22 protein-coding genes are annotated in these 22295 nt (G+C 68.0%); 15 read left to right on the top strand and 7 right to left on the bottom strand.

Going from position 1 to position 22295, the window contains the following annotated elements:
• The first annotated feature begins 43 nt into the window (after positions 1 to 43).
• From ACLBW1_RS10165 to ACLBW1_RS10140, 6 genes are read left to right on the top strand one after another with little or no spacing between them, the layout of a single operon-like run.
• The gene (locus ACLBW1_RS10165) at positions 44 to 1096 is read left to right on the top strand and encodes an acyl-CoA dehydrogenase family protein (protein WP_447811710.1); all 1053 of its coding nucleotides are present in this window, start codon (positions 44 to 46) and stop codon (positions 1094 to 1096) included.
• Position 1097: 1 nt separating this feature from the next.
• A complete protein-coding gene (locus tag ACLBW1_RS10160; RefSeq protein ID WP_447811709.1) occupies positions 1098 to 2264 on the top strand; it encodes an acyl-CoA dehydrogenase family protein in 1167 nt (388 codons plus the stop codon).
• A gap of 6 nt (positions 2265 to 2270) precedes the next feature.
• Positions 2271 to 3269 (top strand): bifunctional MaoC family dehydratase N-terminal/OB-fold nucleic acid binding domain-containing protein, encoded by a 999-nt coding sequence (locus tag ACLBW1_RS10155; RefSeq protein WP_447811708.1) that lies wholly within the window; start codon positions 2271 to 2273, stop codon positions 3267 to 3269.
• Entirely contained in the window at positions 3266 to 3721 is a 456-nt protein-coding gene (locus ACLBW1_RS10150) for a MaoC family dehydratase (RefSeq protein WP_447811707.1), read from the top strand. The genes ACLBW1_RS10155 and ACLBW1_RS10150 overlap by 4 nt, the downstream gene beginning before the upstream one ends.
• A complete protein-coding gene (locus ACLBW1_RS10145; protein WP_447811706.1) occupies positions 3718 to 4893 on the top strand; it encodes a lipid-transfer protein in 1176 nt (391 codons plus the stop codon). The genes ACLBW1_RS10150 and ACLBW1_RS10145 overlap by 4 nt, the downstream gene beginning before the upstream one ends.
• Positions 4890 to 6539 (top strand): AMP-binding protein, encoded by a 1650-nt coding sequence (locus tag ACLBW1_RS10140; protein ID WP_447811705.1) that lies wholly within the window; start codon positions 4890 to 4892, stop codon positions 6537 to 6539. Before ACLBW1_RS10145 ends, ACLBW1_RS10140 begins: the two co-directional genes overlap by 4 nt.
• On the opposite strand, the gene ACLBW1_RS10135 is transcribed toward ACLBW1_RS10140, so the two are convergent.
• The gene (locus ACLBW1_RS10135) at positions 6536 to 8197 is read right to left on the bottom strand and encodes an MFS transporter (protein ID WP_447811704.1); all 1662 of its coding nucleotides are present in this window, start codon (positions 8195 to 8197) and stop codon (positions 6536 to 6538) included. The two genes, ACLBW1_RS10140 and ACLBW1_RS10135, sit on opposite strands and share 4 nt — an antisense overlap.
• Before the next feature lie 137 nt (positions 8198 to 8334).
• Between ACLBW1_RS10135 and ACLBW1_RS10130 the strand changes: the two genes are divergently transcribed.
• The gene (locus ACLBW1_RS10130; protein WP_447811703.1) at positions 8335 to 8463 is read left to right on the top strand and encodes a hypothetical protein; all 129 of its coding nucleotides are present in this window, start codon (positions 8335 to 8337) and stop codon (positions 8461 to 8463) included.
• A gap of 95 nt (positions 8464 to 8558) precedes the next feature.
• Positions 8559 to 9173 (top strand): TetR family transcriptional regulator, encoded by a 615-nt coding sequence (locus ACLBW1_RS10125; RefSeq protein ID WP_447811702.1) that lies wholly within the window; start codon positions 8559 to 8561, stop codon positions 9171 to 9173.
• Here the strand turns inward: ACLBW1_RS10125 and ACLBW1_RS10120 are convergent.
• Positions 9157 to 10020, bottom strand: a complete 864-nt coding sequence (locus ACLBW1_RS10120; RefSeq protein ID WP_447811701.1) for a MaoC/PaaZ C-terminal domain-containing protein — start codon at positions 10018 to 10020, stop codon at positions 9157 to 9159. The genes ACLBW1_RS10125 and ACLBW1_RS10120 overlap by 17 nt on opposite strands.
• Positions 10020 to 11738 (bottom strand): 3-oxosteroid 1-dehydrogenase, encoded by a 1719-nt coding sequence (kstD, locus tag ACLBW1_RS10115; protein WP_447811700.1) that lies wholly within the window; start codon positions 11736 to 11738, stop codon positions 10020 to 10022. The genes ACLBW1_RS10120 and kstD overlap by 1 nt, the downstream gene beginning before the upstream one ends.
• A gap of 172 nt (positions 11739 to 11910) precedes the next feature.
• Between kstD and ACLBW1_RS10110 the strand changes: the two genes are divergently transcribed.
• Genes ACLBW1_RS10110 through dmpG form a run of 3 tightly spaced genes read left to right on the top strand, consistent with a single transcriptional unit; the run spans position 11911 to position 14664 of the window.
• Positions 11911 to 12717, top strand: a complete 807-nt coding sequence (locus ACLBW1_RS10110; RefSeq protein ID WP_447811699.1) for a 2-keto-4-pentenoate hydratase — start codon at positions 11911 to 11913, stop codon at positions 12715 to 12717.
• Positions 12714 to 13613 (top strand): acetaldehyde dehydrogenase (acetylating), encoded by a 900-nt coding sequence (locus tag ACLBW1_RS10105; protein WP_447811698.1) that lies wholly within the window; start codon positions 12714 to 12716, stop codon positions 13611 to 13613. The genes ACLBW1_RS10110 and ACLBW1_RS10105 overlap by 4 nt, the downstream gene beginning before the upstream one ends.
• 1 nt (position 13614) lies before the next feature.
• Entirely contained in the window at positions 13615 to 14664 is a 1050-nt protein-coding gene (gene dmpG / locus ACLBW1_RS10100) for a 4-hydroxy-2-oxovalerate aldolase (RefSeq protein ID WP_447811697.1), read from the top strand.
• A 62-nt stretch (positions 14665 to 14726) separates the two neighbouring features.
• Here the strand turns inward: dmpG and ACLBW1_RS10095 are convergent, their stop codons facing one another.
• The 4 genes from ACLBW1_RS10095 to ACLBW1_RS10080 all read right to left on the bottom strand — a co-directional run bounded on the left by ACLBW1_RS10095 (position 14727) and on the right by ACLBW1_RS10080 (position 18214).
• Positions 14727 to 15647 carry a type IV toxin-antitoxin system AbiEi family antitoxin domain-containing protein gene (locus ACLBW1_RS10095; RefSeq protein ID WP_447811696.1) on the bottom strand — a complete coding sequence of 307 codons (921 nt, stop codon included), beginning with the start codon at positions 15645 to 15647 and terminating at the stop codon, positions 14727 to 14729.
• A 113-nt stretch (positions 15648 to 15760) separates the two neighbouring features.
• Positions 15761 to 16561 carry a VOC family protein gene (locus ACLBW1_RS10090; protein ID WP_447811695.1) on the bottom strand — a complete coding sequence of 267 codons (801 nt, stop codon included), beginning with the start codon at positions 16559 to 16561 and terminating at the stop codon, positions 15761 to 15763.
• 68 nt (positions 16562 to 16629) lie between these two features.
• On the bottom strand, positions 16630 to 16992 hold the full coding sequence (locus ACLBW1_RS10085; protein ID WP_447811694.1) for a hypothetical protein: 363 nt from the start codon (positions 16990 to 16992) through the stop codon (positions 16630 to 16632).
• Between the two features lie 4 nt (positions 16993 to 16996).
• Positions 16997 to 18214, bottom strand: coding sequence for a Rieske 2Fe-2S domain-containing protein (locus ACLBW1_RS10080; RefSeq protein ID WP_447811693.1), 1218 nt, complete (start codon positions 18212 to 18214; stop codon positions 16997 to 16999).
• Positions 18215 to 18396: 182 nt separating this feature from the next.
• On the opposite strand from ACLBW1_RS10080, the gene hsaA reads away from it, so the two are divergent.
• Genes hsaA through ACLBW1_RS10060 form a run of 4 tightly spaced genes read left to right on the top strand, consistent with a single transcriptional unit; the run spans position 18397 to position 22294 of the window.
• Positions 18397 to 19578, top strand: a complete 1182-nt coding sequence (hsaA, locus tag ACLBW1_RS10075) for a 3-hydroxy-9,10-secoandrosta-1,3,5(10)-triene-9,17-dione monooxygenase oxygenase subunit (protein WP_447811692.1) — start codon at positions 18397 to 18399, stop codon at positions 19576 to 19578.
• Positions 19579 to 19582: 4 nt separating this feature from the next.
• Positions 19583 to 20509 (top strand): iron-dependent extradiol dioxygenase HsaC, encoded by a 927-nt coding sequence (gene hsaC, locus ACLBW1_RS10070; RefSeq protein ID WP_447811691.1) that lies wholly within the window; start codon positions 19583 to 19585, stop codon positions 20507 to 20509.
• Between the two features lies 1 nt (position 20510).
• On the top strand, positions 20511 to 21083 hold the full coding sequence (hsaB, locus tag ACLBW1_RS10065) for a 3-hydroxy-9,10-secoandrosta-1,3,5(10)-triene-9,17-dione monooxygenase reductase subunit (RefSeq protein WP_447811690.1): 573 nt from the start codon (positions 20511 to 20513) through the stop codon (positions 21081 to 21083).
• On the top strand, positions 21074 to 22294 hold the full coding sequence (locus tag ACLBW1_RS10060; RefSeq protein ID WP_447811689.1) for a hypothetical protein: 1221 nt from the start codon (positions 21074 to 21076) through the stop codon (positions 22292 to 22294). Before hsaB ends, ACLBW1_RS10060 begins: the two co-directional genes overlap by 10 nt.
• Position 22295: the final 1 nt, after the last annotated feature.

Below are 22295 nucleotides of genomic sequence, written 5' to 3'. Positions count from 1 at the left end.
TACAACTAGAACAGGTTCTAGTTGGAGATGAGGTGTTCGCCCCGTGGACTTCACCGTCGATGCCACCGCGACCGCGGTGGGCGATGTGGTGTCGGACCTGCTGCGCCGTCACACACCGGTCTGGGATGCCGACTTCGCCGATCCGGGCGGATTCGACACCGATCTGTACGCGTCGGTGCACCGGGCCGGTCTGCTCGCGCTCGCCCTACCTGCCGCCCACGGCGGCGACGACGTCGGCCTGATCGGCCTGCACCCGCTGCTGCGCGCGCTGGGCGCTGCGGCCGCCGTCACCCCGACCCTTCCGACGGTGGTCGCCGCCGCGGTCGCGACCGATCCGGACACGGCCTCGGTGATCGAGGAGATCGTCGGTTCCGGCGGCCACATCGCGGTGGGGGTGTCGGAGCCGGGTTCGCCTCTCACCACCACCCCGCAGACTTCCCTCTCCGACGGCCGCCTGCGCGGCACCAAGACCGCGGTCCTGCACGCACAGGGCAGCGCGGCCCTGCTCGTCACCACCGACTCCGGTGCGGTACTCGTCGACACCGCCGCCCCCGGGGTGGAGGTGACGGCGACCCCGTCGTCGACGGGCTGGGGCGAGTACACCGTGCGTTTCGACGACGTCGCCGTACCCGACGACCGCGTGGTGGCCCGAGATGCGCGGGTGGTCCGCGACGCCCATCGCTTCGCACTGTCCGCCTACGCCGACGGTGTCCTCGCGGGCGCTCTGCGCATCACGGCCGACCACGTGACCAACCGTGTCCAGTTCGGCAAACCGATCGCGACGTTCCAGGCCGTCACCCAGCAGCTCGCCGACATCTACGTCGTCGGGCGCTCGATGAACCTGGCCGTCACCTCCGCGGTCTGGCGGATGTCGGAGGGCCTCGACGCCGACCGCGACCTGTCGATCGCCGCGTACTGGCTGGCCGCGGAGATGCCGTCGACACTGCGGACCATGACCCATCTGCACGGCGGTGTCGGGGTCGACATCACCTACCCGCTGCACCGCTACGCCTCCATCGTCAAAGACCTCGCACGGCTCGTCGGCGGCCCCACCGCTCGACTCGACGAGCTCGCGGAGTCCATGGAAGGGATCTGACGTGTTCATCGATCTGACACCCGTGCAGAAGGCGCTCAAAGCGGAGCTGCGCGAGTACTTCTCGTCGCTGATCTCGCCCGAAGACGCGGCGACCATGCGCACCGAACGTCACGGACCCACCTACCGGAAGGTGATCCGGCAGATGGGGTCCGACGGCTGGCTCGGTGTCGGTTGGCCGACGGAGTACGGCGGCAAGGGTTTCGGTGAGATCGAACAGCAGATCTTCGTCAACGAGGCCGCGCGCGCCGACGTCCCGCTGCCCGCGGTCACCCTGCAGACGGTGGGGCCCACCCTGCAGGTCCACGGCACCGCCGAGCAGAAGGCGACGTTCCTGCCCGCGATCCTCGCCGGCGAGGTGCACTTCGCGATCGGCTACAGCGAGCCGGGCGCCGGGACCGACCTGGCGTCGTTGACGACCGCCGCGGTCCGCGACGGCGACGACTACGTCGTCAACGGCCAGAAGCTCTGGACCACAGGCGGTCACGACGCCGACTACGTGTGGCTCGCGGTGCGCACCGACAAGACCGTGGCCAAGCACAAGGGCATCTCGATCCTCATCGTCGACACCCGCGACCCGGGCTACAGTTTCACCCCGATCATCACCGCCGACCGCGCGCACCACGTCAACGCCACCTACTACTCCGACGTCCGCGTCCCGGCGAGCATGCTGGTCGGTGACGAGAACGGCGGCTGGAAGCTGCTGACCACCCAGCTCAACCACGAACGGGTGATGCTCGGTCCGGCGGGCCGGATGGACGGGCTGCTGGCGCGGATCACCGCATGGTCGCACCGCCCGGCCGCCGACGGCGCCGTCCCCGCGAAGAACCCCGACGTGCGGCGCGCGCTGGCCGAGATCGCCGCCTACACCCGCATCAACGAACTGCTGAACTGGCAGATCGCGTCGTCGGGCGACGAATCCATCTCGATGGCCGACGCCGCCGCGACGAAGGTGTTCGCCACCGAACGGGTACAACGGATCGGACGGTTGATCGACGAGATCATCGGTCGCTACGGCGATCTCACCGATCCGGCCACCGCGGAGCTGGCGGAGTGGTTCGACGCGCAGGCCAAACGCAACGTCGTGATCACGTTCGGCGGAGGGGTGAACGAGGTGATGCGCGACATGATCGCGACCGCGGGCCTCGGTCTGCCACGAGCGGCGCGGTAGCCGCACGTGACCGTCGACTCCACCATCCGCTCGGCCACCGACGCGGTTCGCGCCGCGGGTGCGAGCACCCCCGTTCGTGGTCGCGATCCGATCAACACGCCCATGATCGCGAACTGGGTCGAGGCCATCGGAGACACCAACCCGATCCACACCGACGACGCCGCGGCCCGCGCCGCTGGGTGGGACGGTGTCGTCGCGCCACCGGCGATGGCACAGGTGTGGACCATGCGAGGGCTGCACGGTGCGCGTCCCGACGACGACCCGCTCTCGGCGGTGTCGCAGATCTTCGACGACGCCGGCTACACCTCGGTCGTCGCGACGAACTGCGACTCGATCTATCACCGCTACACCCGTCCCGGCGAGGAGGTCGCGATCTCCTCCGCGCTGACCGACGTGGTCGGTCCCAAACAGACCGGGCTCGGCGAGGGCTGGTTCTTCACCACCCACAGCGTGTGGACGGTCGGCGACGAAGTGGTCGCCGAGATGGACTTCCGCATCCTCAAGTTCCGGCCCGCCGAGCAGGCGGGCACACAGTCGATCACCTCGTCGCTGGGTGCCGACACCGCCGACCTCGACGCCGAGACGATGATGCGGCCCAGCGCGTCGCGCGACACCGCGTTCTTCTTCGACGGTGTCGCCCGACACGAATTGCGGATCCAACGCCTCCCCGACGGGACCTTCACCCACCCCCCGGTCCCCGCACTGTGGAAAGACCACACGGAGCCGACCGACTATCAGGTGGCCGCGGGCACCGGCACCGTCTACAGCTTCGTGGTGCACCACGCGCCGAAGGTGCCCGGCCGCGCGCTGCCGTTCGTGATCGCGCTCGTCGAACTCGACGAGGGTGTCCGCATGCTCGGTCAGTTGCGCGGGGTCGACCCGTCCGAGGTCGCCATCGGGATGGGTGTGACCGTCGAATTCCTCGACGTCGCGGCGGGTGCCGCAGACGAATCCCCCTGGAGTCTCTACGCCTGGCGACCCCTCGAAGAGCAGGAGCGATCATGACCGCCCCGACCGTCCCGGCCCAGCCGCCGACCGCGGGTGTCGGCGACACGTTGCCGCCGTTGACGATCGAGGCCACCCCGACGTTCGTCGTGTCCACGGCCCTGGCCACCCGCGACTTCCAGGACGTCCACCACGACCGCGATCTCGCCCACGCCAAGGGCTCGAAGGACATCTTCGTCAACATCCTGACCGACACCGGTCTCGTCGGCCGCTACGTGGCGCACTGGGCCGGGCAGCGGGCACAGATCCGGTCGATCACCCTGCGCCTCGGGGTGCCGTGGTACGCCTACGACACCCTGACCTTCGCAGGCACCGTCACCGCACTCGAGAAGGGCACGGCCACGGTCGACGTCGTCGGGACCAACTCGCTCGGCAAGCACGTCACCTCGACCGTGGTCGTCACGCTCGATCACACTGCGGTGGATCATCCCGGACAGGAGGCGGTGTCGTGAGCGGCGGACTGTCCGGGGCGGCCGCCATCGTCGGGATCGGCGCCACCGACTTCTCCAAGGACTCCGGTCGCAGCGAACTGCGGTTGGCCGCCGAGGCCGTGCGGGCCGCGGTCGTCGACGCCGGGCTGTCGCCGTCCGACGTCGACGGGTTGGTCTCGTTCACGATGGACACCAACACCGAGATCGCCGTCGCCCGCGCGGCCGGGATCGGTGAGCTGACGTACTTCTCACGCATCCACTACGGCGGCGGCGCAGCGTGTTCCACCGTCCAGCAGGCCGCGATGGCCGTCGCCACCGGTGTCGCCGACGTCGTCGTCGCATACCGCGCGTTCAACGAACGTTCCGGCATGCGCTTCGGACAGGTCAACGCCGGCCTCGCCGCACAGGACAACTCCTCCGGCACCGACAACGCCTTCAGCTACCCGCACGGACTGTCGACACCGGCCGCGTTCGTGGCCATGGTCGCCCAGCGCTACATGCACGAGTACGGCGCCACCAGTGCCGATTTCGGTGCCGTCGCCGTGGTCGACCGCAAACACGCCGCGGTCAACCCGAACGCCTTCTTCCACGGCAAACCCATCACCATCGACGATCACCAGAACTCGCGCTACATCGCCGAACCGCTGCATCTGCTGGACTGCTGTCAGGAGTCCGACGGCGGTGTCGCACTGGTCATCGTCTCCGCCGAACGCGCCCGCGACATGCCGCACACCCCGGCGATCATCGCGGGTGCGGCGTCGGGAAGCGGCACCGACCAATACATCATGACCAGCTACTACCGGGACGACCTCGCCGGTCTGCCCGAGATGGGGCTCGTCGGACGACAGCTGTGGGAACAGTCGGGTCTGGGCCCCGGCGACATGGATGCGGCCATCCTCTACGACCACTTCACGCCGTACACGCTGATGCAGCTCGAGGAGCTCGGCTTCTGTGGACGCGGTGAGGCCAAGGATTTCGTGCGCGTCCACGGGGCGCTGGAGGTGGGCGGCGCACTGCCGCTCAACACCCACGGCGGTCAGCTCGGTGAAGCTTACATCCACGGCATGAACGGCATCGCCGAGGGCGTCCGGCAGTTGCGGGGCGACTCGGTCAATCAGGTCGACGGCGCGGCACGCGTCGTCGTCACGGCGGGGACCGGTGTCCCCACGAGCGGATTGGTGTTGACCCGATGAGCGAGATCTCCACCGACTTCAACCTGGGCGACATCTTCGAGACCATCGCCGATGCGGTGCCCGACCGGATCGCGATCGGCTACGAGGGTGTCGACGTCAGCTACCGCGAGCTCGACGAGCGATCGAACGCGATGGGTCATCTCCTGCGCGACAACGGGATCGGCGCCGGTGACCATGTCGCGCTGTACCTGAAGAACAGTCTCGAGCACGTGTACGCGATCGTGGCGCTCCTCAAGATCGGCGCCACGGCGATCAACATCAACTACCGCTACACCGCCACCGAGCTCGCCTACATCCTCGACAACTCCGATGCCGTCGCGGTACTCGTGGAGCTACCCGAGCATCAACGCACCCTGTCCACGGTGCTGCCGCAGACGTCGGTGCGTTCGGTGTTGGTGATCGGCGACGTCACCCCGGAACTCGATGCCGCACAGGGGGATCAGGTGTCGATCGGAGGCGTCGACCTGAGCGCGCACAGCACCGCCCGCGATTTCCCGACCCGCTCGGGGGATCAGCGCTACATCCTCTACACCGGCGGTACCACCGGCTACCCGAAAGGCGTGGTGTGGCGCCACGACGACTTCTTCCACAAGCCGCTCTCGGGTGGGAACCCCTACGGCCCCGAGCCGCTGGCCGATCACGCCGCGATCGCCCACAACGCGAGCACCTTCGCGCCGATCTCGTTCCTGCTCGCGGCGCCGCTGATGCACGGTGCGGCCATCTATTCGCTGTTCATGTTCTTCATCAACGGCGGACGCCTGGTCCTGCAGCGTGATTTCGTGCCGTCGGCCGTCCTCGACTCGATCGAGCACCACGGTGTGCAGATCGTGCTCATCGTCGGCGACGGCATGGGTGCGCCGCTCGTCGAGGAGATGGAACATCGAGCGGCACAGGGCACGCTCGACGTGAGCGGTCTGCTGTCGATCACCAACGGCGGGGCCATCTGGTCGGCCGCGGTGCGCGAGCGGATGCGGGCGATCAAGCCCGACCTGTGGTTCCGCGACAACTTCGGTGCGTCGGAGACCGGGAACGACGGCGAGTTGGTGATGGGCGACGACGGTCTGTTGCGCTCCACCTCGAACCCCGCGTTGACCGTCCTCGACGAGAAGCTCGAACCGATCGAGCCCGGGTCCGACGAGATCGGTTTCATCGCCCGCGTCGGGCGCGTCCCGGTCGGTTATCACAAGGACCCGGAGAAGTCGGCCCGCACCTTCGTGACGCTGCCCGACGGGCGTCGGGCCGCGATCCTCGGCGACATGGGGCGTCTCGACGCCGATGGCAGTGTCGTGTTCCTCGGCCGCGGCTCGGGATGTATCAACACCGGTGGCGAGAAGGTGTTCGCCGAGGAGGTCGAGGCCGCGGTGCAGGCGCATCCCGCGGTGCACGACGTTCTCGTGGTCGGTGTCCCCGACGAACGGTTCGGTCAGAAGGTGGCCGCGGTGGTCTCGGTGGTCGAGGGGTCGCCCGCGCCCACGCTCGACGACGTCCAGAGCGTCTGCCGCGAGCACATCGCGGGCTACAAGGTGCCGCGCGCGCTCACCGTCGTCGACGCCGTGAAACGCTCCCCGGCGGGCAAGGCCGACTACAAGTGGGCCACATCGGCGGCACAGGGTGCTGCTGCGGAGGGATCGGCCGCGGTGGTCTAGCGGACCGGATCGGTCTCGCGGCCGGCGGGTGCCGCGACGACCGTGGTCCCGGTCGCCTTCTCGTCCAGGCGGTTCGGGGCCCAGAATCCCAGGACGACAGATCCAGCGATCACGAGTGCGCCGAGCACGATGTAGGCCTGGTTCGACGGGTCGAGGAACGCCCGTTGCGCCCCGTCGAAGATGTCGGGGCCGATCCGGCCGGGGATGTTCTGACCGATCTGATCCGACACCGCTCGCGCCTGCGCCAGTGACCGACCGATCGTGTCGCGCACGGTGTCGCTCTGCGAGATGAGCATCTGACCGCGGACGGTGTCCCCGCTCGCGACGACCTGGTTGCCGAGGGCTCGCAACTGTTCGCGCGCCGCGTCGGCGGTGGTCCCGATGCGCGCGGTGTACCCGGCGGCCACAATGCTTCCGGCCAGCGCCATACCGATGGCGGCACCGAGCTCGCGCGCGGTGTCGTTGACGGCCGAGCCGACGCCCTGGTTCTCCACCGGGGTCGACACCATGATCGCGGTGGTGGCCGGGGCGGTCGCGATACCCAGCCCGAAGGCCATGACCGACAACAGGATCGCGATGGTGGAGTACTCGGTGTAGCTCAGCGCGCCGAGCAGCACGATCCCGATGCCGAAGATGCACATCCCCGGCGCCAGCACCGCGCGGAAGTTGAAACGCACCGCGAGCCAGTTGCCGAGGAGCGACATCACCATCACGACGACCACCAGCGGGAACATGGCCACCGCCGACTTCAGCGGCGAGTAGCCCATCACCAGTTGCAGTCGCTGCAGGATGAGGAAGAACGTCCCGAACGAGCCGAGGAACTGCAACGCGATCGCGAAGGCACCCGAACCGAATGCGCGACGGCGGAACAGCCGGACATCGAGAAGTGGGTGTTCCCGCCGGATCTCGAGCCGGATGAACGCCCCGGCGAGACCGAGACCCACGATGAGGGCGGCCAGCACCAACGGATCGTCCCAGCCGCGTACGGGGCCCTCGATGAGCCCGAACACGAACGCCGCGATGGCGACCGCGGAGGTCACCGACCCCGGGAGGTCGAAGGGCGGCGGGTTGCTGTCGCTCGAGGAGCCGATGGTCAGGGCGAGCAGCACGATCAGCACCGACGCCCCGGCGAACGTGATGAAGATGGAGTGCCAGCTGAAGAACTCGAGGAGGATGCCGGTCACGAAGAAGCCGCCGATGGCCCCGGCGCCGGCGACACCGGCCCAGATGCTCACCGCGATCGGTCGTTTCGACTCGGGGACACCGGAGGTGATGAGCGACAGCGTCGCCGGCATGACCAGCGCAGCACCCGCCCCGGCCAGGCAGCGGGTGGCGATGATGAGGTTCGGGTCGCCGAGGAACACCGGCAACGCCGAGGCCACGCCGAAGACGACCATGCCGCCGATGAGCATGCCGCGCCGCCCGAACCGGTCGCCGAGAGCGCCGGCCGGCAACAGCAGGGCCGCGAGCGTGAGCGTGTAGCCGTCGACCAGCCAGGTGATCTGTGCGGAATCGGCGGAGATGTCCGGCGCGATCTCGGCGAGTGCGGTGTTCAGCGCGGCCATCGCCGCGACGACCGCGGACAGTGCCGCGCACGCGACGGCGATCAGCCAGATGTCGCGCATCGCGAGACGGTCGGCGCTGCTCTGCTCGGTCATGTGTTGCCCAATCGTGACGTCGCGATGCGGCGTCGTTTCTCCGCCACAAGTGTTACTTCTGTCACTCTTTTCACACGAGCACCACACAGCTCGCCCGACCGGGTCATCGCTGCCCCGGGGTGAAAGGAACCGATCCCATGTCCGTCACCATGCACAATCGCCATCACTCACCCGCGTCCATCCGCCTCTGGCGCGTCGTCGCGATGATCGCGCCGCTCATCGCACTCGTCATCGGCATGCTGCTCGTGGTCGGCTCGATGGGCTGACCCTCGCTCGATCCCCTGAGGTCGTCGAGATTTTTGAGACTAACAGTCTTGTGTAGTCTCGTCCTCGATTCGCCCAGAGTGGAGGTGGTGTCCCGGTGCGTCGTCGCGACCCCCGCCCCGCGCAATCGCGCGCGAAACTGATCGACGCCGCCGCAGACCTCCTGCGCGATGCGGGACCGTCGGCGGTCACCGTCGATGCCGTCGTGGCCGCCGCAGACGTCTCGCGCGCCACCTTCTACCGCCACTTCGCGGGTACCGCCGAACTGGTCGCGGCCGCGTTCCACGTCGTCATCCCGCCCGCGCCCGCGCCGCCGGTGTCCGGTTCGGTACGAGAGCAACTCCTGGCGCTGACCTTAAGTCAGGCCCGACTCATCGCCGCGGTCCCGGCGACCACGACGTTCCTCGCCTGGCTCTCGCTCGGCGCCGATCTCGGTGAGGGCTTCCGGCCCGGTGATCCCGACCAGCTCGTCGAGCAGCGCACCCTGCGTGAGCGTGTCGCCGAGCAGTACCTGCGACCGTTCGACGAGGTGCTCGGCAGTCCGCAGGCCGTGGCCCAGCTCGGCCATGTCGACCGCATCACCGCGATGGCGTTGCTCGTGGGGCCGTTGGCGATGGGGCGTCTGAGCACGCTCACGACGTTCGACTACGAGGCCGTCGCCCGCGCGGCCGTCGACGGCTTCTGGGCCGCGCGGGTCACGAACGACGACTGAGGACCACGTTGCCCAACACAGGGGCGTCGTCGCGTTCGGCGACCGTCGCGGTCGCGAGGATGTCGGCGCCGTTGTCCCACAGCGAGATCCGGAACGTCTCACCGGGGAAGAAGACGCCGGCGAACTTCGCGCCGAATGATCCGACCTCCTCCACGTCGCCGCCGAGCACCTCGTCGACCAGGGCCCGACACACCGTGCCGTAGCTGCAGAGCCCGTGCAGGATCGGCGCGGGGAAGCCAGCTCGCGCGGCGAACGCGGGATCGGAGTGCAGTGGGTTGCGGTCGCCGCAGAGTCGGTACAGCAGGGCCTGATCGGGTCGTGTGGGCACAGTCAGCACGGTGTCGGGGGCGCGGTCGGGGTACTCGACACGGTCGGATGTCCCGCGCTCGCCACCGAAACCACCCTCGCCCTTGGCGAAGATGGACGACCGTGCGCTCCACAGCAGTTCGCCGTCGCTGTCGAAGGTCTGCGACTCGGTGAACACGACCGCCGCCGAACCCTTGTCCTGGACCTCGGCCAGTCGCGATCGGGTCGTCGCCTTGCCGCTCGCGGGGATCGGCCGGTGCATCGTGACCTGCTGACTGCCGTGGACCACCTTGGCGAGGTCGATCTCGATACCCGGGAACGACACCGTCGGCGCCGCGGTCGCGTGGAAGTTCTCCGCGACGGTCGCGAAGGTCGGCAGCACCGCGGGTGCGGTGTCGTCGACGTAGCGCAACCCGCGGGTGTCGAGCGGGTCGGCCGCCGCACCCACGCCGAGGTTGTAGAGCGCGACGTCGGACGCACTCCACTCGAACGACGTCTCGCCGAGGTCGGCGCCGACCGCGACCGACGGATCGATCGGCATCAGCCGGCCCGTCGATCCGAGCCGACCTGCTGTGCCGGCGCCGATCCGGCGCAGTCCATCGCCGCGAGGTAGCCGAACACCATGGCCGGGCCGATGGTGGCGCCGGGTCCGGCGTAGGTGTGGCCCATCACCGGGCTGCTGGTGTTGCCCGCGGCGTAGAGGCCGTCGATGATCGAACCGTCCTCGCGCAGAGCGCGTCCGGCGACGTCGGTGTTGATACCACCTTTGGTGCCGAGGTCGCCGGGGTACATCTTCACCGCGTAGAAGGGGGCCTTCGTCAGTTCGCCGAGACTCGGGTTGGGCTTGTTGGTGATGTCGCCGTAGTAGTGGTCGTAGCGGCTGACGCCACGCCCGAAGTCGTCGTCGGAACCGTTGCGCGCGAAGCCGTTGAAGCGTTCGGCGGTGGCCACGAGTGCGTCGGCGGGCACCTCCATCTTCTCGGCGAGGCTCGCCAGCGAACCGGCCTTGAGCACGGCGCCGGTCGTGAACCACTTCGCGGGCAACGGCTGCCGACCCGAGACGGAGGCGAACATGTAGCGGTCGCGGTAGGTCTGGTCGAACACCAGCCACGCCGGGATGTTCTCGCCGGGACCTTCACCCTGGCCGTACTCGCCGCCGAACATCTGGTGCACGGCCTCGACGTAGGGGAGTGACTCGTTCATGAACCGCTTGCCGCGGGTGTTGACCATGAACGAACACGGCAGCGAGCGTTCGGCGAGGGCGAACCACGGGCCCCGGGGCAGCATGATCGTGGGACCCCACCACGAATCCTCCATGAAGCTCACCGCCGCACCGATCTTGATGCCCGCGTTGATGCCGTCGCCGGTGTTGCTCGGTGCGCCGGTGGTCCATTCGGTGCCGATCGGCTCGCGCTGGTACTTCTTGCGCATCTCCTCGTTGTGCTCGAAACCGCCGCAGGCGAGGATCACGCCCCTGCGGGCGCGGATGGTGCGTGGGGTGCCGTCGGCGTCGACGGTGACCCCGACGACCCGGCCGTTCTCGGTGACGAGATCGGTGAGACCGGTGTTGAGCATCAGCGGGACACCGAGTTTCCGCACGCCGAGCAGCAGTTCACCCATCAGCGCCGCGCCCATCCCGATGAGGTGCTTGCGGGTCACGCGGCCCCAGATCATCCGCAGACCGACCTGCATGATCTTGAGCGGTCCGCGCCAGTGGCGCAGTCCGGTCGACAGCCAGCGGTAGTCGGACTGCTTCACCACCACACCGAGGGGGGCCTTGGTGTACTGCGGGTGCAGGGTCGCGAAGTCGGCGCCGAGTCTGCGGGCGTCGAACGGTCTCGGTTCACACGACCGCCCGCCGACCCGGCCGCCGGGCGCCTCGGGGTAGTAGTCGGAGTAGTTCTTCACCCACTCCAGATCCAACGGTGCGTGTTCGGAGAGGAAGTCGAGCACCTTCGGGCCGTTGTCGATGTAGGCGTCGATGCGTTCGGGGGCGACGACGTCTCCGACGATCGACCGGACGTAGGTGCGCGCGGCCTCGGGGTCGTCCTTCACGCCGTCGCGCTCGAGGACGGAGTTGTTGGGGATCCACACGCCGCCGCCCGAGCGTGACGTCGAGCCTCCCCAGTAGGCCGACTTCTCGATGATGACCGTCTTCAGGCCCTGTGATGCGGCGGTGATCGCGGCACTCATCCCCGCTCCACCCGCGCCCACGACGACGACGTCGTATTCCGCTTCGAGGTGGTCTGTGCTGGTCATGGCCGGCCCTTTCGCCTGTCTTGCGTGGGCCGATCGGTGGGCACCGGCCTCCCGCAAATCTAGAACACGTTATAGAATTGCTCTTCGTGCAGGCTATATCAGGTGGACGATGGTTCACCACCGACGTTTGTCGGCGAAACGGCAACACGTTCATACGGAAGAGGGCGCAGACGTGACGGTCCCCGACAACGTGCGCGATCACATCGCCCACACCCTCGCCGACGCCGAGGCGCGTGCGCAGGCCATCGAGCCGCCGACCGCGTCGCATCCCGATCTCGACGTCGTCGACGCCTACGAGATCCAGTTGCGCAACATCGGTCGGCGCGTGGCCGGCGGCGCCCGCGTGGTGGGCCACAAGGTCGGCTTGGCGTCGGAGGCGATGCAGCAGATGATGGGCGTCGACGAGCCCGACTATGGGCATTTGCTTGACACGATGGGCTACCGCCAGGACGCGCCGATCGACGCGCGGCGGTTCTGCTTACCCCGCGTGGAGGTCGAGGTCGGGTTCATCCTGGGCACAGATCTGCCCGGTGCGGGCTGCACCAACGACGACGTCATCGACGCGGTCGAGTGGGTGGTCCCGGCGATCGAACTGATCGACTCGCGTATCCGTGACTGGCGGATCACTCTGTGCGACACGATCGCCGACAACGCGTCGTCGTGTGGGTGGATCCTCGGCGACGAACGTGTCGCGATCGCCGACATCGACACCGGTGACATCGACGCCGAACTCACCCGCAACGGCGAGGTCATCGCCAAGGGGAACTCCTCGGCGGTGCTCGGCCACCCGCTCAACGCGGTGTCGTGGCTCGCGCGCAAGGTCGACGCCTTCGGCGTGCGCCTACGCGCCGGCGACGTGATCCTCCCGGGCACCGCGACGCGGGCGATCGACGTGCGACCGGGCGACGAGTTCCGTGCCGAGTTCATCGGTCTGGGCACGGTGACCGCAGATTTCCGCACCAGCAAGGAGACGACGTGACGACCAAGGTCACCGCCGCGATCATCGGATCGGGCAACATCGGGACCGACCTGATGTACAAACTCGAACGCTCCGAGGTGATCTCGCCGCGCTGGATGGTCGGGATCGACTCGGACTCCGAGGGCATGAAGCGTGCCGCCGACCACGGGTTGATCACCATGTCGGGTGGGGCCGAGGAGTTGTTGTCGTCGTCGGAGAAGCCGGATCTGATCTTCGAGGCGACGTCGGCGTACGTCCACCGCGAGTACGCGCCGCGGTACGAGGCGGCGGGGATCACCGCGATCGACCTGACGCCGGCCGCGGTCGGCCCGGCGGTCGTGCCGCCGGCGAACCTGCGCGAACACCTCGACAAGCCCAACACGAACATGATCACGTGCGGCGGTCAGGCGACGATCCCGATGGTGCACGCGGTGTCGTCGGTGGTGCCGGTGGCCTACGCCGAGATCGTCGCGTCGGTCGCCTCGGTGTCGGCGGGTCCGGGCACGCGGGCGAACATCGACGAGTTCACCAAGACCACGTCGAAGGGCATCGAGACGATCGGCGGCGCCGACCGGGGGAAGGCGATCATCATCCTCAACCCGGCCGACCCGCCGATGATCATGCGCGACACCATCTTCTGCGCCATCCCCGAGGACGCCGACACCGACGCGATCGCCGAGTCGATCCACCGGCGTGAGAAGGAGATCCAGGCCTACGTGCCCGGATACCGGCTGCTGCAGGACCCACAGTTCGACCCGCCGAGTGTGGTCAACGGCGGCATGGCGCGGGTGTCGATCTTCGTCGAGGTCGAGGGCGCCGGGGATTTCCTCCCGCCGTACGCGGGCAACCTCGACATCATGACCGCCGCCGCCACCAAGGTCGGCGAAGAGCTGGCCAAGCAGAAGCTGGGGATCTGACATGACCGCCATCGCGTACTCCGACACCCTCGACATCCGCGTCACCGACTCGTCTCTGCGCGACGGGAGCCACCACAAGCGCCACCAGTTCACCGAGCAGGACGTCCGCGACATCGTCGGCGCGCTCGACGGCGCCGGGGTCCCGGTCATCGAGGTGACCCACGGCGACGGCCTCGGTGGGTCGTCGTTCAACTACGGGTTCTCCAAGACACCGGAGCAACAGCTGATCCGCGCCGCGGTGGAGACCGCCACGACGGCGAAGATCGCGTTCCTGATGCTGCCCGGGCTGGGGGTCAAGGACGACATCCGTGCCGCGCAGGACAACGGCGCGCAGATCTGCCGCATCGCCACCCACTGCACCGAGGCCGACGTCTCCATTCAGCACTTCGGGCTCGCCCGCGAGCTCGGGTTGGAGACGGTGGGGTTCCTGATGATGAGCCACAGCCAGCCGCCGGAGGTCCTCGCGCAGCAGGCCCGCATCCAGGTCGACGCGGGATGTCAGTGCGTCTATGTCGTCGACTCCGCGGGTGCCCTGGTGCTCGAGCAGGTGTCGGATCGGGTGTCGGCGCTGGTCGCCGAACTCGGTGACGACGCGCAGGTCGGCTTCCACGGCCACGAGAACCTCGACATCGCCGTCGCCAACTCCGTCGCCGCGGTACGGGCAGGCGCACGTCAGATCGACGGCTCGGTGCGACGGTTCGGTGCCGGCGCGGGCAACACGCCGGTCGAGGCGTTCGTCGCGGTCTGCGACAAGCTCGGCATCCGCACCGGCATCGACTTCATGAAGATCGCCGACGCCGCCCAGGACGTCGTCGCGCCGATCATGCCCAGCGAGTGCCTCGTCGACCGCGCCGCGATGATGATGGGCTACGCCGGCTGCTACAGCTCGTTCCTCAAGCACGCCGAGGGTCACGCCGCGAAATACGGTGTCTCGGTGGCGGAGATCCTCCTCGAGGCCGGCGCCCGCAAACTCGTCGGCGGCCAGGAGGACCAACTCATCGACATCGCCCTCGAACTCCGCAAGAAGCAAGACGCCAACGCCGGAGTCTGAACGCGCGCCCACCGTTCGTTCGCGTGCCGAGTGTGCCGCGCGGATGAGCGGCGGGTCCGCGTTCACGCCGCTACGAGTCGCAGACGCGCGAGCCAGTCCCGGATCATCGGCACCACTCGTCCGCGTTCGAGGTCCTGCCACGTCCACCGGATCACCATGATGCCCCTTCGTCGCAACGCATCTTCGCGCTCCTTCTCGCGTCGCATCGCATCGAACGGGGTCTCGCCCGAACGCAGGTGCTTCTGATATTTGGCCATCCCGTCGAACTCCCCGACGAGCAGGCCTGCCCAGTCGAAGTCGGTACGCGCGATGAGGTTCCCGTCGTCGTCGCGGAACTCGTGCTGAAGACGCGGGGACTGTAGGCCGGCCTCGATCATCTGTGCACGACTCCACGATTCGCCCGGGTTCTCCGCCTCGCCGTCGGCATGACGAAGGGCTCTCCGGGCCTGGCCGATACCGCGAGCCGACGTCGTCATCATGGCGGCCATGACCTCGCGATCGGCGCCGAGGCGCAATGCCGAATCGAGGACGGCCAGTGCGCCTGCGAAGCCCATGGTGGTCGTCCGCGCAACGTCGACCGCGGTGCGTTCGAGCGAGGTCGCTCGGACACCGTCGATGGTGACGATCTCGGACTCGGTGAGAACGCCGACATGCTCGTGACGCACCGGACTCCGACGACCTCCCGAGGGCGTCCCCGTCGTCAGGTGGACGCGCCGAAGATTCGGGCGGAGCAGTTGCAGGTTGTGCACCGTTGCCGCCGACTGGTGACTGAGAACGGACGACGTGGAGGCGTCGATCGCGATCGCGGCCAGCCGGTGCAATTCCTCGGGTGTGCGATCGGCGGGCACCACGAAGACGCCCCGGGTCACCCGGACCAGCTCGCGGCGGGAGACCGCACGCGTGACGTCGGTGTCGCTGAAGCCGGAAGCGAGCGCTGCGGCGCGGTGGATCAGTCCGTGACGATCCGTGGGAAATATGGTCACGGCACTTCGACGCTGCCGTGCAGCCGCCGGTTCCCCGGCACCCGTTCGCGCGGCCGCCGTTCATCTGCGCCCCATGATGGAAGCGCGAATGAACGGTCGGCGCGCGAAGCCGGCTACATGCCGCCGGCGGGAGGGGAGGCGTAGCAGAACATCGCACCCATGGGGTCCTTGGCGGAGGCGAGGGTGCCGTAGGGGGTGTCCTCGCCGGCCATCATGACCTCGCCTCCGAGTTCGGAGATCTTCGCGGTGGCGGCGGCGACGTCGTCGACCATGACGTACACCTGCCAGAACGACGGGGCCTCGGGCGGCAGGAGTGTCGCGGCGTCCATGATCCCGCCGTAGCCCATCTCGCCGAACATCATCTGCGAGTACCGATCCGGTCCGACCGAGTCCGGGTCCCCGCCGGTGCCGACCTCGAGGAGCGAGACGCCGGTGACCGCCGGGTAGAACGCGGTCGACGCCGCGTAGTCCTTGGTCAGACAGTCGAACCAGTACGGCGCGCCGTGCTCGCCCCAGGTCGTGAAACCGACGTGGTCGGCGGGCTGCCAGAAGCCGATCGCGGCACCGGCCGTGTCGGTCACGATCGCCATGGAGCCCTCGGTCCCGACCGCCATGGGCGGGAACATGGCCTGGGCGCCCGCCTTCTCGGCGGCCGCGACGGTCGCGGCGATGTCGGGAGCGTGCAGGTACACCGTCCACACGTCGGAGACGACGCCGGCGCCGTCCATGACCGGGCTCATGCCGGCGACCCGTCGGCCGCCGCGGGTGAAGTTCTGATAGCCGCCGAACTCCGCTCGCGGCGCCTCGACCTCCCAGCCGAAGAGCGCGCCGTAGAAGTCCGCGGCACGCGCGGGGTCGGAGCTCATCAGGTCGAACCAGATGGGTGCGCCGGTGGGCGCGGAGTACTCGGTCATCGTCAGATCCTCTCGCGGGTGGGTGTCATCGGTACAGACCACCGATACCGCGAGAAGTCATCGGCGCCTCACTGGTGCGGCGGGATGATCCCCTCGATGACTCCGTGGTCGATGCTGGCCGAGAGTCGCGAACACGTCGGGGTCATCGCCGGGTTGCCGCCGTTCTCGCGGACGCGGGTCAGCTCGGAGCACTGCGCGCGGGCCTCACCCGACCACTGGACGCTCGTCTGGAACTCGCTGATCTTCTTCACCATCACCCGGGCGTGACAGGCGCGGCATTCGATCTCGCGCAACCCGTCACGTAGGTAGTGGGCCCGGTCGCGGTCGGTGGCCGAGGCGATCTCGGCGCGCCGCTGCGGGTTGTCGGTGAAGTCGGGGGCCTTGGCCCAGGTACCTGCCGAACCGGCCGGTCGGTCGACGGCGCGCGTCACCGCGTCACACCTTCGCGGCGTCGTTGGTGGCGGCGAGCTTCGACTGTTCGGCGCGCACCGACGCCTCGGTGTCCTCACCCGCGGCCTTGCGGCGCAGGTTGTCCTCGACCTCCACGCCCCAGTTCTCCAACGCCTTGGTGGTGTCGATCTCGTACTCGTAGCGCGCGGTCATCTCGTCGGTGACGTCGGCGACGTCGACGTAGAACTGCTCGTACCACCGACGCAGTTGGTACACCGGCCCGTCCTCTTCGACGAGGAGCGGATTGTCGATGCGGCTCTTGTGCTTCCAGATCTCGACGTCCTGCAGGAAGCCGACCTCCACTCCCTCGGAGATCTTGCGCGCCATGCCCTGGGCCTGCTTCTCCGACAGCCCCTCCGGCTTCTTCGCCATCACGCCGAACATCAACACGAACGAGTTGTTGTCGATGGGGTAGTGGCAGTTGGTGAGGATCGTCTCGATCGCGTAGCCGCCGTAGGTCTGGTGCATCGGGTTCAGCATGTAGGCCGGACCGTAGTACGCCGCAATCGATTTGAGGTAGCTGTCGCCGTATGCCGAGGTGAGCTCGATGTCGGGCCGGCCACGCGAGTTCATGTACTGCGCGGCGGTCTCACCCTCGAAGACGTTCTTGAAGTAGTCGGGCAGTGCGTAGTGGATGTAGAAGAAGTGCGCCATGTCGACGACGTTGTCGATGATCTCGCGGCAGTTGGAGCCCTCGATGACGATGCGGTTCCACGTCCAGTCGGTCCATTCGTCGGTGGCGTACTCCTCGATCTCGGGGATCACGACGTCGGCGGGCGGCGGGTTGCCCTCGGGGTCGTTGTAGACGAACAGCTGTCCGTTGCGGACCATCGTGGGCCACGACCGGGTCTTGGCGAGCTTGGGTGTGCGCTTGGCGTAGGGGACGCCCGCACAGCGACCGTTGCCCTTCCAGCGCCAGTCGTGGAACGGGCACGCGATGTTGCCGTCCTTCACGCTGCCCTTGCTCAGGTCGCCGCCCATGTGTCGGCAGTAGGCGTCGAGGATCTTGATCTCCGGGTCGCCGCCGTCATCGGACGCGGCCGACCAGACCACGAGCTTGGTGCCGAACGCCTCGATGGAGTGCGGCGTGCCGTCGGTGAACTCCGAGGCCAGGCCCAGGCAGTGCCATCCGCGGGCGAAGCGGGTGGGTGGGGTGCCGGTGTCGATCTCGCGGACGGCGACATCGGTCTGCAGATCAGTCATCTCAACGCTCCTCGCGTACGGCCACACGCGGCGTGTACCCGCGGCATCATCAGTAGAACACGTTACAGAAATGCCCCTCGGGACGCCACTGTACCGGCGCAAACGCGCAGGCCTCGACATAAATGAGAACGTGTTCTAGTCTTGATTCCGAGATTGTTCACCATGAGTTGGGAGTTGCGCGCATGACACAGCGGAGTGAGATCGGCACCGAGGTGCTGAACAAGATCGATTCCCTGCTGCCCGAGATCGAGAAGCGTGCCCAGGAATGCGAGGACCAGCGTCGCATCCCCGTGGAGACCATCGACAGCCTCGACGAGGTGGGCTTCTTCAAGCTCGTCCAACCCGCCCAGTGGGGCGGCTACGAGGTCGACCCCGTCACCTACTACGAGGCGGTCCGTCGGCTCGCGAGCGCGTGTGGATCCACCGGGTGGGTCTCGTCGATCCTCGGTATCCACAACTGGCACCTCGCCCTCTTCCCGCAACAGGCGCAGGAGGAGGTGTGGGGTGACGACCCGACCACCCGCATCGGTTCGTCGTACGCCCCGATGGGCATGGGCGAGGTCGTCGACGGTGGCTACAAGGTGAACGGTGAGTGGCATTGGTCGTCGGGATGTGACCACGCCGCATGGACATTCGTCGGCGGGCCCGTGTTCAAGAACGGCAAGCCCGTCGACTTCGTGAGCTACCTGCTGCCCCGCAGCGACTACGAGATCCGCGACGTCTGGCACGTCGCCGGGCTCAAGGGCACCGGCTCGAACACCCTCGTCGTGAAGGACGCGTTCGTACCCTCGCACCGCATGCTGAGCTTCAAGGCGATGGCCACCGGCACCGCACCCGGGCTCGAGACCAACACCGCCCCGGTTTACAAGATGCCCTGGGGCACCATCCATCCGACCGTCATCTCGACCCCGGTCGTGGGCATGGGCTACGGCGCCTACGCCGCGCACGTCGAGGCCCAGGGCAAGCGTGTCCGTGCGGCCTACGCCGGCGAGAAGGCGAAGGACGACCCGTTCGGCAAGGTCCGAATCGCGGAGGCCGCCAGCGACATCGACGCCGCGTGGCGTCAGCTGTCGGGCAATGTGCAGGACGAGTACGACCTCATCCTCGCCGGCAAGGAGGTCCCGATGGAGCTCCGCCTGCGTGCCCGTCGCGACCAGGTGCGCGCATCGTCGCGGTCCATCTCGGCGATCGACCGGCTCTTCGAGGCCGCCGGTGCCCGCGCGCTCGACAGTGACCAACCGCTGCAACGTTTCTGGCGCGACGCGCACGCCGGTCGCGTACACGCCGCGAACGACGCCGAGCGTGCCTACCAGGCCTTCGCCAACGGGGAGTACGGCATCCCCATCGGCGACACGATGGTCTGACCGCATGGTCTCGGCAACCACCGACACCGGACCGATCCGCTCCCTGGGGTACATGCGCATCGAGGCCACCGACATGGCGGCCTGGCGTGAGTACGGCCTCAAGGTGCTCGGCATGGTGGAGGGCAAGGGCACCATCGACGGTGCGCTGTACCTGCGCATGGACGACTTCCCGGCGCGACTCGTGATCGTCCCGGGCGACCGTGACCACCTCGCGTCGTCCGGGTGGGAGTGTAAGAATGCCGCAGGGCTGCAGGAGGTCCGCGACCGCCTCTCGGCGGCGGGCATCGTCTACCGCGAGGCCAAGGACGAGGAGCTGCTCGACCGCCAGGTGGTGGAGATGATCGTGTTCTCCGACCCCACCGGCAACGTGCTCGAGGCGTTCCACGGCGTGGCGCTGCAGCACCGGCGTGTGGTGAGTCCGTACGGTCACACCTTCGTCACCGGCGAGCAGGGTCTCGGTCACGTGGTGCTCACCACCGACGACGACGAAGCCTCGCTCGAGTTCTACCGCGACGTCCTCGGCTTCCGGCTCCGTGACTCGATGCGTCTGCCCCCGCAGGTGGTGGGGCGCAACGAGGGCGATCCCGCCCCGTGGTTGCGGTTCTTCGGGTGCAACCCCCGCCACCACAGTCTTGCGTTCCTGCCCATCCCGAACACCACCGGGATCGTGCACCTCATGGTGGAGGTGGGCAGCACCGACGACGTCGGCCTCGCCCACGACCGTGCCCTGCGCAAGAAGGTCCCGATGTCGGCGACGTTGGGCCGCCACGTCAACGACCTCATGTACTCCTTCTACATGAAGACCCCCGGCGGCTTCGACATCGAATTCGGTTGCGAGGGGCGGACGGTGGACGACCACGAATGGGTCGCGCGGGAGAGCACCGCGGTCAGCCTCTGGGGCCACGACTTCTCCATCGGGTTCGCGAACTGACATGAGTCACGCCTCGCGAGGCACCACCGATTTCGACCCGCGGCAGTTCCGCACCGCGATGGGGCAGTTCTGCACCGGGGTCACCGTGATCACCACCCTCGACGCCGAGGGTGCACCGGCCGGGTTCGCCTGCCAGTCGTTCGCGGCCCTGTCGCTCGATCCGCCACTCGTGCTGTTCTGTCCCCAGAAGACCTCGCGTAGTTGGAAGGTCATCGAGACCGCGGGCCGGTTCTGCGTGAACATCCTGTCCAACCACCAGCAGGACGTGAGCGCCACGTTCGGTGCGCCCGGCACCGACAAGTTCGCGAACATCGACTGGGACCCGTCTCCCGAAGGCCTCCCGGTGATCCGTCACAGCATCACCTGGGCGCAGTGCGACGTCGAACGCGTCGACGACGGCGGCGACCACTTCATCGTGATCGGACGGGTGACGGTGCTCGGGGAGATGTTGCAGGACAAGCCGTTGCTGTTCTACCGCGGCGGCTATCTGTCGACCGAGCACCCGCGGGTGACGCCGGCGCAGGCCGAGCTCGAGAACTTCCTCACCTGGACCGGAGGCGACACATGGCTGTGAGCAGCGACATCCCGGCTCCGGCGTTGCTGCCGGTCACCGACATCACCGCGCCGCTGACCGCGGCGATAGCCGAGGCCGAGGAGCTGATCCGGGGAGCGGAGTTCATCCGCACCGACATCGATCTCGCCGAGGGGTACAGCTACCTCGGGCAGAGCATCCACGCGGTGATGGCGCTGGCGTGGACGCGGGCGCTGACCCACCCCTTCTTCGTCACCTCGACCGGCCCGTACACGAAGATGGGGCTCGACAATCCCGACACCCTCTACTACGGCGCCGATCTCGTGGCCGGTGCCGAGTACCGGGTCACCGGGACGCGCGGTACCACCACCGACCTCAGCTTCCAGGTGATCACCGGCAACTACGACCCCGACCGCGTCCCCGGCGGCGACGATGCGTTCGATGACCGACGCCTCGACGTCGCCGCCGACGGCACGTTCGAGCTGTGGTTCGGGCCCTACGGTCCCGATGAGTCGCGACCGAATCGCTTCACCCTCGCCGAGGGCGCGACGACGCTCGCGGTACGAGAGGTGTTCGGCGACTGGCAGGCCGAGCAGAAGGGGACCATCGCGATCGAACGTGTCGACACCGTCGGGACCCCGGCCGACGAACCCGACATGACGGTGCTCACCAAGCGGTACCGGGTGGCCGGCAAGATGCTGCTCTCCCGGATCAACACCTGGTTCAACTTCCCGAAGTGGTTCTATCTCGACCTGCCGGTGAACACCCTCACCGAACCACGCCTGACCCCCGGCGGACTGTCGACCCAGTTCTCCTCGGTCGGTCACTACGACCTCGCCGACGACGAGGCCATGATCATCACCGTCCCCAGATCCGATGCGCCGTACCAGGGTTTCCAGCTGGGCAGCATGTGGTACATCTCGCTCGACTACATCAACCACCAGACCAGCCTCAACACCGCCCAGGCGCAGACCGACCCCGACGGCATGATCCGCATGGTGGTCTCCCGTCGCGATCCCGGTGTCGCCAACTGGATCGAGACCACCGGACGCAGCCACGGCATCCTCCAGATCCGGTGGCAGCGTGTCTCCGCGCCGATCCCGTCGACCTCAGGCCCCACCGCGCAGGTGATCGCCTTCGAGGATGTGGCACAGCACCTCCCGTTCCACGCCCACAACGTGATCGACGCCGACGGTTGGCGGGAACGGATCGCCGCCCGTCAACGTGGCGTCGCGAGCCGGATGCTGGGGTGAG

The organism is Williamsia sp. M5A3_1d (assembly GCF_053345315.1).
This window is presented reverse-complemented; position numbering and strand designations above follow the sequence as displayed.